We start from the raw sequence: 18,768 nt of genomic DNA on the forward strand, positions 1-18,768 counted from the left end.
GAGAAATTGTTCCGGCGCACGTTCCGTGTTGTCCATGATGCCGGGTAGGATTTTCGCAATATAAATTGAGGGAAGAAATGGCCCAGGGATCAAAGAAAGCTGTACTTTACGCCATCTTCGTTAACGGCATCATCACGGTGCTGAAAGGATTGTCGGCACTCGCCACGCATTCGGCCTCGATGATGAACGAGGCGGTGCACAGCCTGATGGATACCCTTAACCAGGTGTTCCTCATGATCGGGCTGATCCGTGGCGGCGCGGGAGTCGACAGGACCTACGCATTCGGCCACGGCCAGAAGAAATACCTCTGGAACCTCTGGAGTGCGATCGGCCTGTTTTCGATCGGCTGCGGCCTGGGCCTGGCGCATGCCTGGCATGCCTGGCACCAACTGGGAAGCGTCGAGCGGCCCACGGCAGTCTCATTACTCGGGATGGAGATTGCTCCCATACTGATCTCGGCAGTGGTGCTGACCATTGCGCTGGTACTAGAGGGCTATGTGCTGCTTGTGGCGACGCGGGAGTTTCGGGCCCAGATGCGTGCCAAGGGTGCCAGCAACCCGTTTCGCTTCCTGCGCGAGGCGGATGACCCGACCCTGATTGCGGTGCTGCTGGAAGATTCCATCGCGGTTACCGGTGTGATCCTTGCTGCGACGGGTATCACCCTGACGCAGTTGACCGGCGATGAATCCTGGGATATCTGGTTCTCGGTCGCCATCGCGGTGATGCTGGGGATCACGGCAATCTTCCTCGGCATGATCAATATGCGCTACCTCACCAGCATCCGCGATGCCGATGCGGAGCGTGCCTTTGCGGAAATCTGCGAGCGCCGCCGGGACATCGAACGTTTTCACGACCTGCGCTCGATTGTCGTCGATGAGACCCATGTGGTGGTGGTGGCCGAAGTCGAGCTGCGCGAAGAGGTATTGGTGACTGATATGCGGGAACGCATTCACGCCCACGAGCAGGCATTGCTGGAGCGGGTCCCCGAGCAGCGCCGTACCGAACGGGTACGGGAGTACGCGGAGATTCGCGCAGTGGTGCAGGCCACCCTGGAGCGCACCGAGCGCGTTATCGACGAGCTGGAGACGGAACTGAAGGATCGCTGCCCGCAGGTTTTTCACCTGACGGTAGAGGTGGAAGGGATTGCTGCGGAATCCGCGCTGGATGCGCCGGGAGAGTTGTTATCCTGAGCGGCCCGCGGTAGGCTCCCGCTCGCGCGGTGACGGTGCCGGAATCCGGCTTTTTTGCAGGAGAAAAAGGATATCTTTGTGACCGCGGGCGGTTACCTGTTCATGTTTTCTGTTCAGGCGCTGTGCAGGAGCCGCACTTTTCCCGAATTCCAAGTAAAGATTACTTTCCGCCGGCCGCTCACGGCCGGTGTCGAGCCGATATACCCAGAACATACGAATACCAGATGACCAACGAAGACAAGCGTCCGCTCTATATCCCCCACGCCGGCCCCTCCCTGCTGGAGATGCCGCTGCTGAACAAGGGCAGTGCCTTTACCCTGAAGGAGCGCCTGGAGTTTAACCTGGTTGGGCTGCTGCCCAATAACGTTGAGACGATCGAAGAGCAGGCGCGCCGCGCCTACCACCAGTACCAGCAGTGCAACAGTGACCTGGAGCGGCATATCTACCTCCGCGCCATCCAGGACGACAACGAGACACTCTTTTTCCGCCTGATCGAGGAGCACATCGAGGAGATGCTGCCGATCATCTACACGCCCACCGTGGGCAAGGCGTGCGAGGAGTTTTCCAATATCTACCGCAACCACCGTGGCCTGTTCGTATCCTATCCGGACAGGGATTACATGGACGACATCCTGCGTAGTGCCACCAAGGATAATGTGAAGGTGATCGTGGTCACCGACGGTGAGCGCATCCTCGGGCTGGGTGACCAGGGCATTGGCGGCATGGGCATCCCCATCGGCAAGCTTTCACTCTATACCGCCTGTGGTGGCATCAGTCCCGCCTACACCCTGCCGGTAATGCTGGATGTGGGCACCAATAACCGCACCCTGCTGAATGACCCCATGTATATGGGCTGGCGCCACGAGCGCATCTCCCAGGAGGAATACGATGAGTTCGTGGCGGAGTTCATTGCCGCGGTAAAACGACGCTGGCCGAAGGTGCTGGTGCAGTTCGAGGACTTCGCCCAGACCAATGCCATGCCACTGCTGGACCGTTACCGCGATGAGTTGTGTTGTTTCAACGACGATATCCAGGGCACTGCCGCAGTCTGCCTGGGCACCGTGCTGGCGGCATGCAAGGCCAAGGGAGAGCGGCTGAGCGACCAGTGTGTGCTGGTGGTGGGTGCCGGCTCTGCCGGTTGCGGTATCGCCGAGCAAATCGTCAAGGCCATGGAGGAAGAGGGCACCAGCGAGGCCCAGGCGCGGGAGCACCTGCTGATGTTCGATCGCTATGGCCTGGTCACCAGTGATATGAAGGGCCTGCACACCTTCCAGGCCCGCCTGGCGCAGGATCCGGAAAAGTATCCCGGGGTGAGCGAGTGGGACCTGTTGCAGTTGGTGCAGCAGGTGAAACCCACCATCATGATCGGCGTATCCGGACAGGGCGGCCTGTTTACGCAGGAAGTGATCGAGGCCATGCATGCCGGCTGTCCGCGACCGCTGGTGTTGCCGCTGTCCAATCCCACCTCCCGCGCCGAGGCCACGCCGAGGGAAATCCTTACCTGGACACGGGGCGAGGCGCTGGTGGCCACCGGCAGTCCCTTCGAGCCGGTAGAGCTGGAAGGCCAGACCTACCGGGTGGCCCAGTGTAATAATGTCTATATCTTCCCGGGCATCGGCCTGGGGGTTATCGCGGCCGGTGCCTCGCGCGTTACCGACGGCATGTTGATGGCCGCGTCCAATGCCCTGGCAGAGCATGCGCCCGTGGTGCAACGCGGTGAGGGATCACTGCTGCCGGCGCTGTCCGATATCCGTGAAATCACCCGGTATATCGCCTTGAAGGTGGGCCAGCAGGCGCAGGAAGACGGTGTGGCGCCGGGCATCAGTGAAGAGAAACTGTCGGCTTCCATCGAGCGGAATTTCTGGTACCCGGGATACCGCAAGTATCGCCGGCGATCTTTCTGAACCGGGCAGCCCCTTCATGGACTCACGGCTTCCAGCTGCAACACTGGAGGAAAACATGACACCTGCAGAGGCACACCGCGTGAAGCGTGAGAATTTCTGTAATGGGGTCAAGGGCTGGTTCCTGTTCCTGCAAACCGATTTCGGCTATCGGAGCGAGGGCCCCAGGGCTAGCACACAGCCGAATGGCAGCGTGATCCGCGACACCTTTACCTTCGCCAACAGTGAAAGGGACCGGTTGATCAAGATCAGTAATGCCTACCATCCGGTGGACTATGGCTTCGAAATCAATTGCTATCGCCCTTCGGTCTCCCTGAATCCCGGGGATGCCTTTCTGGCCGCGTTTATGGTCAAGGAGGAGCAGGACCTGGCGCAGGGGTACCTCGAGGGACTGGCCCGGGAGTTCAGGAAGACATACGATGGGCTGATTCGTGGAGTGTCCTGGCCGGCTGGCTGATTGCAGCCGCCGGCGCCTGGCAAGGGCTGGTCCTCAGGATCCCTCGATTGCTGCTGCCTGCCTGCGCAGTACTTTCAGCAGCACCAGGCTGCACACCCTGAAGAAAATGCCCGGGAACAGGCGGTTGGCGAGGGCGGTCAGTTTGCCGCGGGTGCCGGGGATAATCTGCCACTTGCCCCGATCCAGGCCGGCCAGGATCTCGTCGCAGGCGGTGTCTACGTCCAGGGAGCCGGCCACCTTGCGTAACTCCATGGAAACCGGGTCTCCGTCGAGCTTCTCCTTCTCTACCATCGGCGTGCGCACCTCGGCGGGGCAGATACAGCTGACCCCGATACCGAGCGGCTGGTACTCAAACCGCAGGGTGGTTGCGAGCCCCACGACACCAAACTTGGAGGCGCCGTAGGCTGCGTAGCCGTAATTGCTGGTCAGGCCGGCCAGCGATGCCACCAGGGCCAGGCGAGACCCCGGTTGCAGGTGCGGCATCACCGCTTTGGCGAAGTGGAAGCTGCCATGCAGGTTCACGTCCACCACGCGATGGAAATCCTGTGTGGACAGTTCCGTAAACGCACGATTCACCACGATTCCAGCGGAGTTCAGGGCCAGGTCGGGCTCGCCCAACTCGCTGACACTCCTGTCGACTGCTACCTGCAGCTCGGCCAGCCCGGTTACGTCGACAGGCTGAAACTGCCAGGTTCCCCCGCCCTCACTTGCGGCGAAGTCCAGTTGGCTGCGGGCATCCTCAGGAAGCCGGAGGTCGAGTACCGATACACACGAACCCCGCCGTAGCAAGCGCAGGGCGAGGCCCAGCCCGAGTCCACTGCCACCCCCGGTGATGATTGCGTGCTTCCAGAATTTCATGGCGCTTCCCCAGGCGGAGTTTCCGCACTTGTCTTTTTTACCGAATGTAACAGGAAAACGTCATCGGGATGAAGGGGTGCGTGAGAATGGAAATAGAAATAGGGGAGCAGGCTGTGACGGGAAAGACCGGGAGCGTGATCCAGGCCGTTGCTGGATCACGGCCTGGCTCAGGGAAAGTCTTCCGTTATTCCGTTCACTATCATCGGCGATGTCAGGTAATGCCCTTTCCGCGGGATAATGAAGAAGCTGTTCAGCACCTGCTGGCGGATGGTTACCGGTTCCCGTATGACTCTTAGTGGTGAACCGCTGAACAGCAGCTCCAGTTGCAGCTCGCCGGTAGGTACCGGTTTCGTATGGCTGCTGTGGAAATACTTGAGGGTTGAGGAGAATTCCTTGCTGTCACCCTTTATTAACTTTCCCTCGAGGTGGGTAGCGCCCGGCATCAGGTTGATCACGCGGAACTGGCCTTTATGCTTCTCTTTTACAAAGAAATCGTTCACCAGAAGCACCTGTGGCAGGTAGCCATTGTCGGTCCGCGTTGCGCTGCCTTCTACCAGGGTATGCAGTTTGTTATCCAGGGTCTGCCTGTTGAGCTTCTGCGGCCCCGTTGAAATACCGGCGATAAAAAGGGTATAGGATTCCCGGGTGCCGAGCCCGAAGGTTTTTTCCAGGATTGCCTGCTTTCCTGTGACAACCCGCAGCCGGTACCGGCCCGGCTCCAGGGAATGGTACTTCGACAGGCTTCCATAACTTAACCTGACCTCTTTCTCCTGTTTTTCACCCCTGTACAGCAGCACCTGCACCTGGTCTGTCCCCCAGAGGAAGTTGGCAAGGCGCAGCCGTGTGGCGTTTTCCTTCGCGGGATCGCTGCATGACGCCAGCGCAAGGCTGAACAGCAAAATGACTAACAGGCGGGCGGCGCAGGCCGGCGGGTATCCGTTCACTATGGCCATGTAATTCAGCTCTCGGTATGTTTCAGCAGCTGGGGCCTGCCCAGCAGGATCAGCAGGATCAGCAGGGCGAGGCCGGCCAGGGGGACTGGTTTGGAAATGGCGAGCCTAAGCAGCAGTGACAGGCCGGTGATGACCGCTATTATCATGCCCAGGCACGGGATCCACTTCTTGCTGTCGCGCTCTTTGAAGCACAGCCAATTTACGATGCCAAAGGTGGTGATAAATACGAGGCTCGCAGCTTCCACCAGGGAGCTCAGGGAACCAATCACGGCGAGCACACCAGCCATGCTTCCCAACAACAGGATGGAGCGGTCCGGAACATCGTTGCCGTTCGTATGCCGGAACCAGCCGGGCAGTTCCCTGTCGTGGGCGATGCGCTTGGCCAGCTGCGCAGTCGAGAAGAGCGTGGAGTTTATCGCCGCCGCCGTCGCGAAGCAGGCGGCCACCGTGATCGCCGCGACGCCTGCGGTACCGAAGGCTCTCTTGGCAGCGATGGAAAGGGCAATCTCCTTGAAGTCCACCAGCGAGGTGGCGCCGCCCAGGAAGGTGGCGCCCAGGGTCACGATGACGTAAAGCGCTACCACAAACGCCGTTGCGCTCACCAGCACCGGCATAAAGTACTTCTGCGGATCCCTTATCTTGTCGTACTCGTAGCTGAGCAGCTGGAATCCCTCATAGGCCATGAAAATGGCAGCCCCGCCGAAGAGGCTCGACCATATTGGGCGCGGCTCGATCCCGGCCACCAGTTTGGTGGTATCCCATTGTCCCAGGCCGTAAACACCAAGTGCCAGCAGCATCAGGAGGTTGGCAGAGACGATGGTGATCTCCACCTTGGTCATCTTGCCGACGCCCGCCAGGTTCAGCCCGATCAGCAGCGCCACGACTCCGGCTGCCAGCAGGCGTATCAGCAGGGGGTTGCCATGGAAGGCAAACGACAGGTAGTGCCCGAATACATAGGCATAGACAGAGATAGTGAGTACATAGCCCAGTATCAGCATCCAGGCGAGGCTCCCCGCCAGGCTCTCATCTACGGTCTTTTCCAGAAAGGCGAAAGCGCCGCCACTCTCCGCAAACTTGTTGGACAGAAAGACATAACTGTAGGTGGAGGTGAGGGCCAGAATCCCCACGTATGCAAACGCAAGCCAGCTCCACTGCGCGGAGACGGCAATCACCACGCCCAGCACCGTATATATCCCGCCACCGACCATGCCGCCGGCAGCGAGCGCCCACACAGATAAGGGATTCAGTTTGTTCGACATATTCGGTGTATGCGCCTTTTGCACTGGGGATATAGCTGCGAGGGATCGGCGGCATTCCGCGCGGCCATCGCCCGGCAGTCTAGACGCAGTCGGCGGGCTATGCCTGTTGAGGGCAGGAAGCGGACTCCCGGGGCAGGGGGCTAGAGTGCCCGCTTCTCAACTGCCACCCCGTCCTCAATCCGCTCGCTCGGGTGCAGCACCAGGGTGTCGCCCTCCACGAGACCATCAAGAACCTCCGCCACCTGCCCGTTATTGTGGCCTATCTCCACTGGCACCAGCTCGGCCTGCCCGCCCCTTACGCGGAATACCGCCCATTTTCCCCGGTAGCGGATCAGCGTTCCGGTGGGAACCTGCAGGATCTTCTCACCCCGCCATATCCGTACGGCTGCATCCACCCGGTACCCGTGCCCCAGTCGCTGCCATTCCCTGCGTGGATCGTCTAACTCGATGATGACATTTACACGCTGCTCCTCGATGCCGAGGGCCGAGATCTTGGTAAAGCCGAACGGCTCCACTACCCGCACGGTGCCGTGCAGCGGGTTGTCCCCGCCCCACCGGGTGAAGCGCGCGTAGTCTCCCGGGTTGACCTGCACCGCGTCGCGGGACAGAAGGTCGACTACCACTTCGAGTTGGGACGGGTTGCCGATGTCGAGCAGGGGCGTACCCGCCTCGACGACGCTCTCACTCTCCTGGCGTAGTTGCAGCACCTGGCCGCTGACCGGGGCGGTCACCTTGACAATGTCCTCCGGGCTGGGCGGTTTGCCCTCCCGGGGCGGGATCAGGGCGGCGCGGGCATTTTCCAGCTCACCCTGGCGTACTTTTTCCGCTGCCCTGGCCGAGGCGAGGGAAGCTTCAGCGCTGTCCAGCGCCAGCTCGACACGCTCCAGCTCCGATTGCGACACGAAGTCCTTTTCTGCCAGCTGGCGAAAGCGCCGGGCGTCTGCCCGGGCAAACTCCAGTTGTGCCTCGGCATCGCGCCGTTCCGCACGCGCCAGCTCCAGCGCCGACTGTGCACTGCGTATTGTGGCCATCGCCTGGTTGCGGGTGCGCTCGTCGAGGAACTGCGGGTGGGTTGGAAGCAGCTGGGCCAGTTCGGTGCGATAGGCGGTTACCGTATCGCCGACCTCCTTGTCGACGCGCAAAAGGTAGCCGGTCACCGGAGCTGAGACCACGAACACGTCCTTGACCCTTGTGTAGCCCTCGTCGCGTACATAGACCTCCATGGGGCCGCGGGACACCCCGGCCAGGTCCACGGGCACGGGCTTGGGCAGGAACGCCCAGGCGAAGAACAGGACCAGGACCGCCAGCAGCCCGATGATCACCAGTCGACGCAGGAGCTTCGCGCGCATGTTATTCCCTGGTCTTCAGGACCGCGATCAGGTCGAGCCGGTCGATGCGTCGCCTGACCAGCAGCCCCGATCCGAGTGCCGCGAGCAGGACCACCAGGGCGGCGTAGCCGTAAGTTGAAGGCGCAATCACCAGCGGTATGCGGAATAGCTCGGTATCGAACGACAGTACCAGCGTTGCCGCCAACAGGTAGCCGAGCAGGGCGCCGAGCGGCAGCGCAAGCAGCGTCAACAGCGCCAGTTCACCCAACAGGATGTAGGATATTTCACCGCGGGTGAGACCGAGCACGCGCAGGCTGGCCAGTTCGCGGGCGCGCTCGGACAGGGATATGCGCGCGTTGTTGTATACCACCCCCACCGCGATGAGCCCGGCGAAAAGGGTGTTGAAGAACACGAAGGTCCCGAGGCTGTCCTGTAACGTTTCGTAAAAGGCGTTCTGGGCCTGCTCCTGCAGGCTTACGCCGGCGACGAGGGGTGTGTTCTTCAGTTCTGCGTAGAGCGCGTCTGTCTGTTCCGGATCCACAAGAAGGTAAGTGCCATTGATGGCGGTATCTTCCTTCAACAGGCGGTTCAGGTAGTCCAGGTCCATGTAGGCGCCGGTGCCCATATAGGTTTTGACGACCTGGCTGACCGGGATGTCCAGCTCAGGGCGGCGTCCGGTGCGGACTTCGACCCGTAGCAGCTCGCCCGGGGTGACTTTCAGTAGTTCCGCGAGCTTGTCCGAGAGCACGATCCCCTGGGGTGCTACCGGAATGGGGTTGAGCCCGGTGTCCACGATCCGGCTGAGCTCCGCCCCGGGAAGTATCCCGACGATACTCTCGCGGCGGGTTCGCGGCCCGTTGCGCAGTACCACCGGGATGGCGCGAAAGGGCTCTGCGTGCATGACTCCGGGGGCGTGTAACACATCCTGGATGGCCCGGTCGTTGCGGGGGTCGAAGAAGTTCACGGTCACATCCTGCCGGTCGATGACATTGAAGCTGATATCCACCATGTACATCATGGCATCCATTGAGAAGCTTGCGCCGATCAGCAACCCCTTCGACATGGCAATACCGAGCACGGCCATGGCGGCACGGCGGGGCCAGCGGTAGACGTGCCGCAGGATCATTCTCGTGGGCTGGTCGATCCAACCCGACAGTCTCTCTAACCAGCGTGCCGAGCGACTGTAGTCCGGCGGTGGGGGCGGCACCATCGCCACTGCCGGCTCCAGTCGCATGACGCGCCGCACCGAGGAAAAGGTGCCTGTCACGGCCACCAGCAGGCTAACCCCGACCGCCACCAGGTAGACCTGTGCCGGGGCACGGAAAATCAGGAAGGGAAACTTGAAGAAATCCTGGTACATGTTGGCGAGGCCCCGGCCCAGCCAGGTGCCGAGGGCGACACCGATGAAAATACCCAGGATTACGATGACACCAATCATGCGGAGGTAGTGGAGGGCTACAGCACGGTCCGTATAGCCGAACGCCTTCAGCAGGCCGATCTGCTCGCGCTCCGTGTCGATCAGGCGCCCGACTACGACATTGAGAAGGAAAGTGGCCACCAACAGGAATATCGGTGGGAGTATGCGCCCTATGGTTTCCAGCTGGTTGATCTCATTGACGAGGAACTGGTCAGAGATCATCTGGTCACGGCCGTAGGCCCCGGTTGCCCCGTAGCGCTTGAGCATTGTATCCAGTTGCTCGAGCAGCGCGTCCTCGTTGCTGCCGGCGGAGGTGAGCAGCACCGCCTCATTGAAGGCGCCGTCAAGGTCGAAGGCATGGGCCAGGGCATCACGGCTCATCCACAGCACACCGAAACGCTTCTTGTCCGGCACGATCTCCCCGGGAGATATGGCGTAGATATATTCTGGCGACAGGACAATACCCGTGATGGTGAGCCGTTTGCGGGTGCCATTAAGGATCGCATGGATATGGTCGCCCGGCTGCAGCCCGTGCGCCTCGGCAAAGGCATCGAGCGCCAGCACCTGCTCCTCATGCTGGGGGTCCAGGTAGCGGCCGCGGCGCAGGACAATATCGTTGATATGGGGGGTAGGGATCTCGGGCAGCGATTGTATCTCGCCCGTGATCGGGGCGCTGGCACCGGGCACATCGAGGATTACCCCGGCCCGGATACGGGTTTCCGCGCGCCGCACGCCGGGCAGTGCGCCGATTTCGTCCAGCAGGCCGGTGGGTGCACGCTTCACGGGCGCGATAATGTCCGCGAAACGATAGCGTTCGTAATAGGCAGCGCGGGTCTCTGCCAGTGACAGCAGCATGCCCCGCGACATCACGTACATACCCACCCCGCAGCCGATGACCACCGCTATCGCCAGTGCCTGGCCCTTGATGGCCCAGAGATCGCGGACCAGCTTCCGGTCCAGTGGCTTCAGCAGTTCGACCAGCATGGAAAGTATTTCCTGTTTGTGCGCGGGCCAGCTACCAACTCAATTCCTCAGGCGCGCACGGCTCCGGATTGGTTTCGCTCCGCTGGATCTGGCCATCGGCCATGTACAGGACCCGGTCAGCCATGGCGGCGATACCGGCGTTGTGGGTAATGATCATGGTAGTGGTATCCAGTTCACTGTTTACCCGCGCGATGGCCTCGAGAACCACGATACCGGTCTGGCTGTCGAGCGCCCCGGTGGGCTCGTCACAAAAAAGTACATTTGGCTGCTTGGCGATTGCACGGGCAATGGCTACCCGCTGCTGTTCGCCACCCGACAGCTGCGCCGGGAAGTGATCCATGCGTTGCTCCAGGCCCACCAGGCCCAGGGCCTTCTCCGGTGACATCGGGTTCTGTGAAATCTCTGTCACGAGGGCAACATTCTCGCGTGCCGTCAGGCTCGGGATCAGGTTGTAGAACTGGAACACGAAGCCTACATGCTCGCGCCGGAACAGGGTCAGGTGGCGATCGTCGAAAGCGGTGAGCTCACGCCGGTCGAAAAACACGCGCCCGGAAGTTGGCGAGTCGAGCCCGCCAAGAATATTCAGCAGGGTGGATTTCCCGCTGCCGGAAGGCCCCAGCAGCACTACCATCGCCCCGCGCGCGACCTCAAGGTCCACGCCGCGCAGGGCGTACACCGTTGCCTCACCACTGCCGTAAACCTTTGTCAGTCCTTCAGCGCGAAAGGCGGGGTAGTCGGCTCTGTTCATCTCAATCTTGCCTGCTGGTCGTGGCCTGCAGCTGCTGCCAGTCGGCCCGGTGTAACAGGAGCTTCGCCCCGGTGAATGTCCTGACCCAAGTCTAGGTGCTGGTGTGCAAAAGCATGACAAAACTCGTTTGCTTGCGGTGGAGACCTGCGCTGCTCGACTAGGCTCATGGCAGTTCAGGCAGGGTGCGCCAGCAAACAGCCCGGAACGGGCGGCGTACCTGTGAGTTATTGACAGGTATGAGGGAGATCCCGCTATGGCCAAAGACAGGAATATATACGATGACATCGATAACAAGACGGACCTGCGCGATGTCGCATTGATGATTCGCAAGGACGTTGATGACGCCGATTCACGGGATGAATTGACGGAACTCTATCGACGCGCAGGCTATCTGGTGACACTTTCCCATGCACAGTCCTGGGAAAAGAAATTTGGCAATGATATCGGTGAAATCCGTGAAGTGGCCCAGGAGGAGTTTGCCAAGACCGCCCGCAAGGTTAACCGCCGTGCCGAGGATATTGGCACCGAGGCCGATTACGATGAAAGCTGGGGAGACTGAGAAAATGAGCACGGGGAAGAGCGGTCGCGAATACAAGTCAACCGAATCCCAGTACAAGGGCAATGCAGCCGAAATGTACATAACTTACGACCTCGAGCAGGAGACCCGCGGCGATACCACCGCGATGTATCCCAAGGTCAAACGTGTCTATATCGCCGGGGAGGTGACCGACTGGAAAGTTGGCCGCTTCAAAAAGCAGTCTGGCAAGGAAGTATTCGGCGTAAAGATCGAGTATGAGCAGACCCGGGAGGGCTATGAGCGCTCGGGCTACACGGCCAGGCGCAGTGATACCGGCACCGAGTATGAGGTGGAGCCGACCAGGGTGCCCGCCAGCAAGTCGGAATTCACCAAGATCGTCGAGCTGCCCGAGGACGCCGAGAATATCGAATTTCGGGGCCAGGACCTGCCGAACAAGTATCGTGACGCGTTGCAGAATGTCCGCTAGCTGAATTGCCCGCGCCTAACCAGCGGGCCAGAAAGCAATCACCGCCAACCCGGCCACGAAAGGTGCAGCGAATAGCAGCAGCACCCGCCGGAACAGCTTCATCCCGCCGAGGGCACCGGCGGCCCCGGCCTTGAAAACCAGGTTGGCGAGCGTCGCGATCAGCATGGAGCGCCAGGCGGTCGCGGCTTCCAGTGTGCCCTTGCCGGCGAGGTTCGCGGTGGACAGGGTAATTGCATCCACATCGGTAAACCCGGAAATCAGCGCCACTACATAGATCCCCTGGTTGCCAAAGTAATCCTTGGCGGCCGCGACGGCCAGGATCACGATAGCGTAGAGACCGCCGAATACCAGTGCCGGGGTGAGCTCCGCCGGGTTGGTCTGCTCGGGCATCTCATCTTCCTGGCGGCCCACCCGCAGGTAGCCCACGCCGCAGACTGCGGCACTCACCAGCAGCATCGCCGCCAGGGGTGGAAACAGCTGCAGCACCATACGCGGAGCCACCACCGCAATCTCCACGAACATGCGCACGAACATGCTGGTGGAGGCGATCAGTATCACCAGCGCAGCCAGGTTGACCAGCGCGGCCTGGTTGCGGGCCCGGCGCGCATAGCTGACCGTTGTCGCGGTGGAGGAAATCAGCCCGCCGATCACGCCGCTTAGCAGGGTCCCTGTGCGAGCCCCCACGATCTTGTAGGCGCCATAGCCACCCAGCCCGATCCCGACGATCAGCACGACCAATAGCCAGATCTTGAATGGATTGAGCACATCGTAGGGCCCGAAGGTGCGGTTGGGCAGAATGGGCAGGATGATCAGCGAGATCAGCGCAAACTGCATGATTGCGCGCAAATCTTTCTCCTGCAGGTGCCGGGCGAAAGCGTGCATGGTGGGCTTCAGGTGCAGGAGGATGGCGACAGTACCGCCAACCGCCACCGCGATCGATTGTTCGCCCAGCATCACATAGGCCCCCACAAGGTACATCATCAGGGCGGTAATCTCGGTGGTGATACCGCTGCTCTCTCCCTCGCCCCGCAGCCTGCCAAGGTTGCCAAGGATCAGCACGATGGTGATACACAGCAGGCCCGCGGGTACCATCCATTGCGCCTGGTGCACGTCACCAATACGCGCGGCCAGGGCACCGAACAGGGCGATCAGGGGAAATGTACGGATACCGCCAATGCGATCGGTGGTGCGCTCCCGCTGCAGCCCCACCAGCAACCCCAGGCTGAGCGCGATACCCAGCGCTATGGCGCTGTCGACGTCGACATAGGGCGCGGCGAGCTGGCCGTCACTCGCGGCACTGGCAGCAGCATCAACTTGTTGGTCGGGAGAGCCGGTGGTTCCTTGCAAGGCAGAGTCCGTTTATTTGGATTATTACGCCCGCCGGGCGGGCGTACCCCGGCGCCGCTCGCCAGCGGCTCGGGCTTCAGTCACCTTCCAATATAGTCGCTGTGGCGCCAGTGCCGAACTGCGCCGGCGATGGACTGCCGGCCGCCGACAGGGCGGGGCGGACCGGGATGAGACTGGGCGATACATAAGGCAGGAGACGGGATCAGGTCAGAACCAGAAGCGGAAGCCTGCCAGTGCAAAAGTAAACTCGGTTTCCCCGCCATCGGCCTCGATCAGGTCCGCGGTTTCGCCAATTTTGCGCTCCCAGGATACGCCGATATAAGGCGCGAATTTTGGTGTGATCATATAGCGCAGGCGCAGCCCCAGCTCCACGCCGGTGAAGCCAGTACCGATGTTGTAGGCGGGGACATCCGAAAACGAGAAATCTGTCTCGAAGCGGGGCTCCAGTTCCAGGCGCTGGGTGAAATAGAAGCCGCGTTCCATCTCCAGCCGCCATGATACATCGCCATCCTCGCTGACATAGGCAGTCAGGTCGGTTTCAAATCCGTAAGGGGTCATGCCCTGCAGGCCCCCCGCAAGGAAGGAGCGGCTTTCGTTGGGGTTGAAGTCGTGGCGCATCCCGAGTTGCAGGTCCCAGAAGGGGCGGATGGCGTGGTTCCAGAACACCTCCAGCCGCGCCGATTCCGTTTTGCCCCCGGCTTCGCGCTCGCCTTCAGACTCCAGGTACAGCTTGTTGTGATCCCCGCCATACCAGGCGTCGATTTCCCACAGCTGTTTTTCCAGGTCGCCATCGCGGCGGTACTCCAGTCGTTTGCCCAGCACCTGGAAGAATTTCTGGTTGTCGTGGATGGGGACCACGCCGAAATTTTCCTGTGGCTTGCCCGGCGTATCCTCGGCATACTTCCTTATCTCATTGCCTGGCGGTGGCGGCAGGGGAGGGCTGCGGTAATCTTCCGGTTTCGGCTCGGTGCCGTCGTCTGAGGCCTGGATCGGCACGTCCTTCGGCGGCTGCTCCTGTGCCAGCAGGGACGGCGAGAGAAGCAGCATGACCAGGTAGGGAACAAAATATTTCATAGCTGGACTCACGCGACGCGGATAACCTGGAACATACCGGCTTCCATGTGATAGAGCAGGTGGCAGTGGAAGGCCCAGTCTCCTTTTTCGATGGGCGTTATCAGTACCGACAGCGCCTCACCGGGCTTGATCAGGATGGTGTGCTTGAAGGGTATCTGCTCGTTATCCCCCCCATTTTCCAGTTGCATCCACATGCCGTGCAGGTGCATCGGGTGCTCCATCATGGTGTGGTTGACCAGGAAGAGCCGCAGCCGCTCGTTGTGCCTGAACAGGTACGGCGCCGGCTGTTCGGTGAACTTCTTGCCATCCAGGCCGAAGATGAAACGCTCCATGTTCGCGGTCACGTTGATGACCATCTCGCGGTCGACGGTAGCCTTGTAGGGCTGGGGCTCGGCCGACACCAGGTCCTTGTAGGTGAGTACCTTCCAGCCGTCCTTGCCCAGGCCTACACCCGGTTCCGCGAGCCGGTCCTGCGGGTTCATTACCACCATGGCCACGTTCGGGTTGTCTTTGTCCGGCAGGAAGGGCATGGGGCCGTTCGGGCCGGGGATGCCGGGGTCCTGCATCTGCATGCGCTTGCGCCACAGCTTCTCCTTCATGGCATCGCTCATGCCGCCGAAGTACTTGCCCTTCATCATGCCCATGCCGATGTCTTCCAGTTTGCGATCGGGCGCGGGGCGCAGGGGGGGGACCGGCGCCTGCATGCCCGGCTCCGGGGCCAGGGTACCGCGGGCATAGCCGCTGCGGTCGAGGGACTCTGCGAACAGCGTATGGGCGCGCGCCTCGCGGGGCCTGATCAACACGTCGTAGGTTTCCGCCACGCCGATGCGGAATTCGTGGCACCTGACCGGTTGCACGGCCTTGCCGTCCGCCATCACCACTTCCATGTCGAGCCCGGGAATACGAACGTCGAAGTTGCTCATCGACGAGGCGTTGATAACCCGCAGGCGGACCGTCTCGCCGGGGAGGAACCTGCCGTTCCAGTTCATATCCGGGGAGTGGCCGTTCATCAGGTAGGTGTAGATATAGCCGGTGACGTTGGAGAGATCCCGCGGGCTCATGTTCATCTTGCGGAAGGGCAGCAGCTCCGCGTTGGCGTCGGCGAAGCCCATCCTGCGGATGTCGTGCAGGTAATCGAACACAGTGCGCTTGTAATAGATGTAGTAGTGGGGGTCGAGGTTGATATTGCGGAACAGCGTCTCCGGGTCTGTGAAGGCCCAGTCCGACAGCACGATCACGTGATCCCGGTCGTAGTGGAAGGGCTCGCCGTCCTTCGGGTCGATTACCAGCGGGCCGTAGGAGCCGGTCTGCTCCTGGAAGCGGGAGTGGCTGTGGTACCAGTAGGTGCCGGCCTGCACCACCTTGAACTGATAGCGGTAGGTCTCGCCGGGCTGGATGCCGTTGAAGTTCACCCCGGGTACGCCGTCCATGCGGAAAGGGACGAGAATACCGTGCCAGTGGATCGAGGCATGCTTGGTGTCGGGCAGGTAATTGGAGACATCCATGGTCACCGTGTCGCCCTCCCGCCAGCGGATCAGCGGCCCCGGAACAGTGCCGTTGATGGCGGTGGATGTGCCGGTCCTGCCGTTGATCGCGAGCGGGGTATAGCGGAACGCCAGGTCGAAATAATTCTGGGGCCGGTAGTCCCCGATCCCATCGTGGATGTGTTTCGGGGACGTGAGCGCCCAGGAAGCCAGCGGAAAAACTGCGTTGACGCCGGTGGTGAAAATGCCGGCGCCCAGCGTCTGGAGGAACCGGCGCCGGCTGCCGATGGTGGGCGCGCCCGGCTGCTGCTGATCGGCCATCGCTGTAGGATCCCGGTACTTGAGATCCTGCAACTGTAGCCGACGGAGCAGGCGAACCGGCACGGGGTCGCTAGTTTGGCGCCGGGCTTCGCTGGTATGGCAGGGGACCAGGGCCTGGCCGCCCTGTATTTACCCGCTTACGCCGCAGGAGCCGAGGCGCTGTTTCCACAGCTGCTCGTTGGCGAGAAAGTCGGCGTACTCCGCGCGGAAGCTCTCGCAGGCCGCAGTCCCGTCTTCTGACGACGCGCAGCAGGTCAGGGCCTGCCTGAGTTCGCGCTCGGAGACGCTGTCGAAGGCGGTGGAATCGTCCGGGCCATACATGATGCTGTCCTCCCACGACTTCACGGGTCGCCAGGAGTTGTTGCCGTAGGCGCCGCCGTAAAAGCAGCCCGCACCCGCCTCGCAATCCAGGCCGATGTCCTCGGTACCCCAGACCGGGGTGCAGTTGGAATCGAAATAGTCGTCTTTGGTCTCCGACCAGCCGCAGCACTGGTAGACCCCGTTTTCATCCTTGGTGCAGTCGCCGTCTTCCAGGCGGTTGTGGCTGACGCACTGGTCGCGGGTGGTGAAGGTGGGGCAGACCGAGGTCTCCGACTGGGTGTACTCGGAGGCCGGCTTGTAAGAGTTACACCACTTGGAGCAACCCGGTCCGTCCAGGTTGCGCCACTCCCGCGAGCGTTCGCTGGGCCAGCCCTCAACCGCGTCGCCATTTTTGTTGATGCCACCGCCGTAGAAATCCGCCAGCCCGAAGTTGTGGCCCACCTCGTGGATCACGGTATTGGTCTGCTTGTCCAGTACGGTTGCCAGGTCCTTGCCGGAGTCTGAGCCCACGTAGATCACTTCACCGGCCGAGCCGCCGTATGAGGAGTCGGCGAACACCACCTTGATCAGGCCGTGCACGTCACTGACATCACACTGGGCGGTGATAGCCTGGTGAATCTTGTCATCGTCGCACTGGAGCAGGTCGCCCCCGTTCAGTCCCTTGTTGAGTCCCTTACAACTGAAGTCCTCACCGTTGCCGATATCGAGGCGGTAGAAGGCCAGATGGCTGAAATACTCGCTGAAAGGCGGGATGGCCTGGAACTGCTCGTAGACAGCATCGTTGACCAGCTCGTCGAAGTAGGGCGCGTCATTGAGGTTTAGGAAAAAAATCTTGAGTTCGGCGTTCTCGCTGCCCTCGAAGGGTACACAGTTGCCCACGGAGACATATTCTCCCGGAAGCAGGTCCGTGCCGCCACTGCTACTGGTTCCCGAACTGCCGGTGGAACCGGAACTACCAGATGAGCCGGAGCTGCCGGAGGAGCTCGAGGCAGGCGGGGTGGGAGAGTCGTCTCCACCGCCGCCGCCCCCGCCACAGGCGGTGAGCAGGCAAAGGGAGAGCGTCAGCAACAGGTTGCGGCAAGAGAGTGAGGTCATTGAAATCACATCTAACGGTTATTTTTTGTACATCACGCGGAAGCGCACTGTGCGTTGTCCGCCAAACACCTTCAGCCTTCAATGACCTCTAAGTCGCCTCACGGCGATTCCTGACTCCCTGTTGATCGGGTGGGCAAATTTTATACAGCGCTTTCGCTCGTCACCGCGCCCGGGGCGTGGGACCAAATTGACGCAAAATCATACAGAATCATTTTGCCAATTGCATGCTTTTTGTTTTCTTTGTGCAAAAATTGATCGACCTGGTATCGGGCGAGATATGCAGTCAGTCTCGGGCGGCGGGGAGGTGGTGGGCGGGGAGGGGCCCTTACCGCCGCACACTTTTTCCCGTCGTCTAACCTGAATCCATTATTACCGCGTGGCCCGGGAGAGCATGCCGGGGCCCTGCGCGGGGAACTCCAGTTGTGCGACATGCATGTGTCTCGACGGCCACAAACAGTGGGTGATGGAAATGAATAACGGTAATTCGAAAGCGATTGCGCTGGGCATCAACCATGTAGCGCTGGAGGTGCGCGATCTGGAAGAGGAACTGGATTTCCTGGGTCGCCTGTTTCGCTTCAGCCTGCGCGGGCGCGAGGAAAATATGGCATTCATTGAACTCGGCGATCAGTTTATCGCATTGCTGGAGTCGTCGAATACCGGGGAAGACAGCCATCGTCACTTCGGGTTGGTTGTGGATGACAGAGAGGCTGTGGAAGCGCGCCTGCGGGAAAACGGTATTCCAATTGTGGGTGACAGGTTCCTGGATTTCCGTGATCCCTCCGGCAACCGCTGGCAGGTAGTGGAGTACGGCGAGGTGCAGTTTATCAAGCACGAACAGGTACTGGCCCGGCTGGGGGCAGGCGGCCTGCGCAAGTCTGCTGCGAGCCTGGAGCAACTGCGAGAAAAAGGTATCGCACCCTGACTGCGCCGCCGGCGAAACAGGGGAAGAGAAGTTCAATGGCTGGTAAGTTTGACGGAATACAGCAGGAGAAACCTGCCCGGCCCGAGTCGCGTCAATCGTGCCGGG

The 18,768-nt window shown here is 61.1% G+C and carries 16 protein-coding genes; 6 read left to right on the forward strand and 10 right to left on the reverse strand.

Annotation, left to right across the window (positions count from 1 at the left end; genetic code table 11):
• Positions 1-77 precede the first annotated feature (77 nt).
• The 3 genes from BLT26_RS07560 to BLT26_RS07570 all read left to right on the forward strand — a co-directional run bounded on the left by BLT26_RS07560 (position 78) and on the right by BLT26_RS07570 (position 3,548).
• Entirely contained in the window at positions 78-1,190 is a 1,113-nt protein-coding gene (locus tag BLT26_RS07560; RefSeq protein ID WP_091511427.1) for a cation diffusion facilitator family transporter, read from the forward strand.
• A 224-nt stretch (positions 1,191-1,414) separates the two neighbouring features.
• Positions 1,415-3,094, forward strand: a complete 1,680-nt coding sequence (locus tag BLT26_RS07565; protein WP_091511431.1) for an NAD-dependent malic enzyme — start codon at positions 1,415-1,417, stop codon at positions 3,092-3,094.
• A 55-nt stretch (positions 3,095-3,149) separates the two neighbouring features.
• On the forward strand, positions 3,150-3,548 hold the full coding sequence (locus BLT26_RS07570; RefSeq protein ID WP_091511436.1) for a hypothetical protein: 399 nt from the start codon (positions 3,150-3,152) through the stop codon (positions 3,546-3,548).
• Positions 3,549-3,581: 33 nt separating this feature from the next.
• On the opposite strand, the gene BLT26_RS07575 is transcribed toward BLT26_RS07570, so the two are convergent.
• From BLT26_RS07575 to BLT26_RS07600, 6 genes are all read right to left on the reverse strand, one after another.
• The gene (locus BLT26_RS07575) at positions 3,582-4,406 is read right to left on the reverse strand and encodes an SDR family NAD(P)-dependent oxidoreductase (protein ID WP_091511440.1); all 825 of its coding nucleotides are present in this window, start codon (positions 4,404-4,406) and stop codon (positions 3,582-3,584) included.
• A 167-nt stretch (positions 4,407-4,573) separates the two neighbouring features.
• The gene (locus tag BLT26_RS07580) at positions 4,574-5,359 is read right to left on the reverse strand and encodes a DUF4397 domain-containing protein (protein WP_091511443.1); all 786 of its coding nucleotides are present in this window, start codon (positions 5,357-5,359) and stop codon (positions 4,574-4,576) included.
• A gap of 5 nt (positions 5,360-5,364) precedes the next feature.
• Positions 5,365-6,618, reverse strand: a complete 1,254-nt coding sequence (locus BLT26_RS07585; RefSeq protein WP_091511447.1) for an APC family permease — start codon at positions 6,616-6,618, stop codon at positions 5,365-5,367.
• A gap of 140 nt (positions 6,619-6,758) precedes the next feature.
• A complete protein-coding gene (locus BLT26_RS07590; RefSeq protein ID WP_091511450.1) occupies positions 6,759-7,967 on the reverse strand; it encodes an efflux RND transporter periplasmic adaptor subunit in 1,209 nt (402 codons plus the stop codon).
• 1 nt (position 7,968) lies between these two features.
• A complete protein-coding gene (locus BLT26_RS07595; RefSeq protein WP_091511453.1) occupies positions 7,969-10,347 on the reverse strand; it encodes an ABC transporter permease in 2,379 nt (792 codons plus the stop codon).
• A 31-nt stretch (positions 10,348-10,378) separates the two neighbouring features.
• Positions 10,379-11,095 carry an ABC transporter ATP-binding protein gene (locus BLT26_RS07600; protein ID WP_091511456.1) on the reverse strand — a complete coding sequence of 239 codons (717 nt, stop codon included), beginning with the start codon at positions 11,093-11,095 and terminating at the stop codon, positions 10,379-10,381.
• A 253-nt stretch (positions 11,096-11,348) separates the two neighbouring features.
• Here BLT26_RS07600 and BLT26_RS07605 point away from each other — a divergent pair, with 253 nt between their 5' ends.
• Together BLT26_RS07605 and BLT26_RS07610 are read left to right on the forward strand one after the other, a co-directional pair.
• Positions 11,349-11,654 carry a hypothetical protein gene (locus tag BLT26_RS07605; protein ID WP_091511459.1) on the forward strand — a complete coding sequence of 102 codons (306 nt, stop codon included), beginning with the start codon at positions 11,349-11,351 and terminating at the stop codon, positions 11,652-11,654.
• A 4-nt stretch (positions 11,655-11,658) separates the two neighbouring features.
• Positions 11,659-12,099, forward strand: a complete 441-nt coding sequence (locus BLT26_RS07610; protein ID WP_091511463.1) for a hypothetical protein — start codon at positions 11,659-11,661, stop codon at positions 12,097-12,099.
• A 15-nt stretch (positions 12,100-12,114) separates the two neighbouring features.
• Here the strand turns inward: BLT26_RS07610 and BLT26_RS07615 are convergent, their stop codons facing one another.
• From BLT26_RS07615 to BLT26_RS07630, 4 genes are all read right to left on the reverse strand, one after another.
• On the reverse strand, positions 12,115-13,446 hold the full coding sequence (locus BLT26_RS07615) for an MgtC/SapB family protein (RefSeq protein ID WP_217631401.1): 1,332 nt from the start codon (positions 13,444-13,446) through the stop codon (positions 12,115-12,117).
• Positions 13,447-13,653: 207 nt separating this feature from the next.
• Entirely contained in the window at positions 13,654-14,520 is an 867-nt protein-coding gene (locus BLT26_RS07620; RefSeq protein WP_091511471.1) for a copper resistance protein B, read from the reverse strand.
• A gap of 8 nt (positions 14,521-14,528) precedes the next feature.
• On the reverse strand, positions 14,529-16,325 hold the full coding sequence (locus tag BLT26_RS07625) for a copper resistance system multicopper oxidase (protein WP_091511478.1): 1,797 nt from the start codon (positions 16,323-16,325) through the stop codon (positions 14,529-14,531).
• Positions 16,326-16,454: 129 nt separating this feature from the next.
• Positions 16,455-17,741, reverse strand: a complete 1,287-nt coding sequence (locus tag BLT26_RS07630) for a hypothetical protein (protein ID WP_139169446.1) — start codon at positions 17,739-17,741, stop codon at positions 16,455-16,457.
• Positions 17,742-18,210: 469 nt separating this feature from the next.
• On the opposite strand from BLT26_RS07630, the gene BLT26_RS07635 reads away from it, so the two are divergent.
• On the forward strand, positions 18,211-18,663 hold the full coding sequence (locus BLT26_RS07635; RefSeq protein ID WP_217631402.1) for a VOC family protein: 453 nt from the start codon (positions 18,211-18,213) through the stop codon (positions 18,661-18,663).
• Positions 18,664-18,768 lie beyond the last annotated feature (105 nt).

The organism is Microbulbifer yueqingensis (genome assembly GCF_900100355.1).
GTDB lineage: Bacteria > Pseudomonadota > Gammaproteobacteria > Pseudomonadales > Cellvibrionaceae > Microbulbifer > Microbulbifer yueqingensis.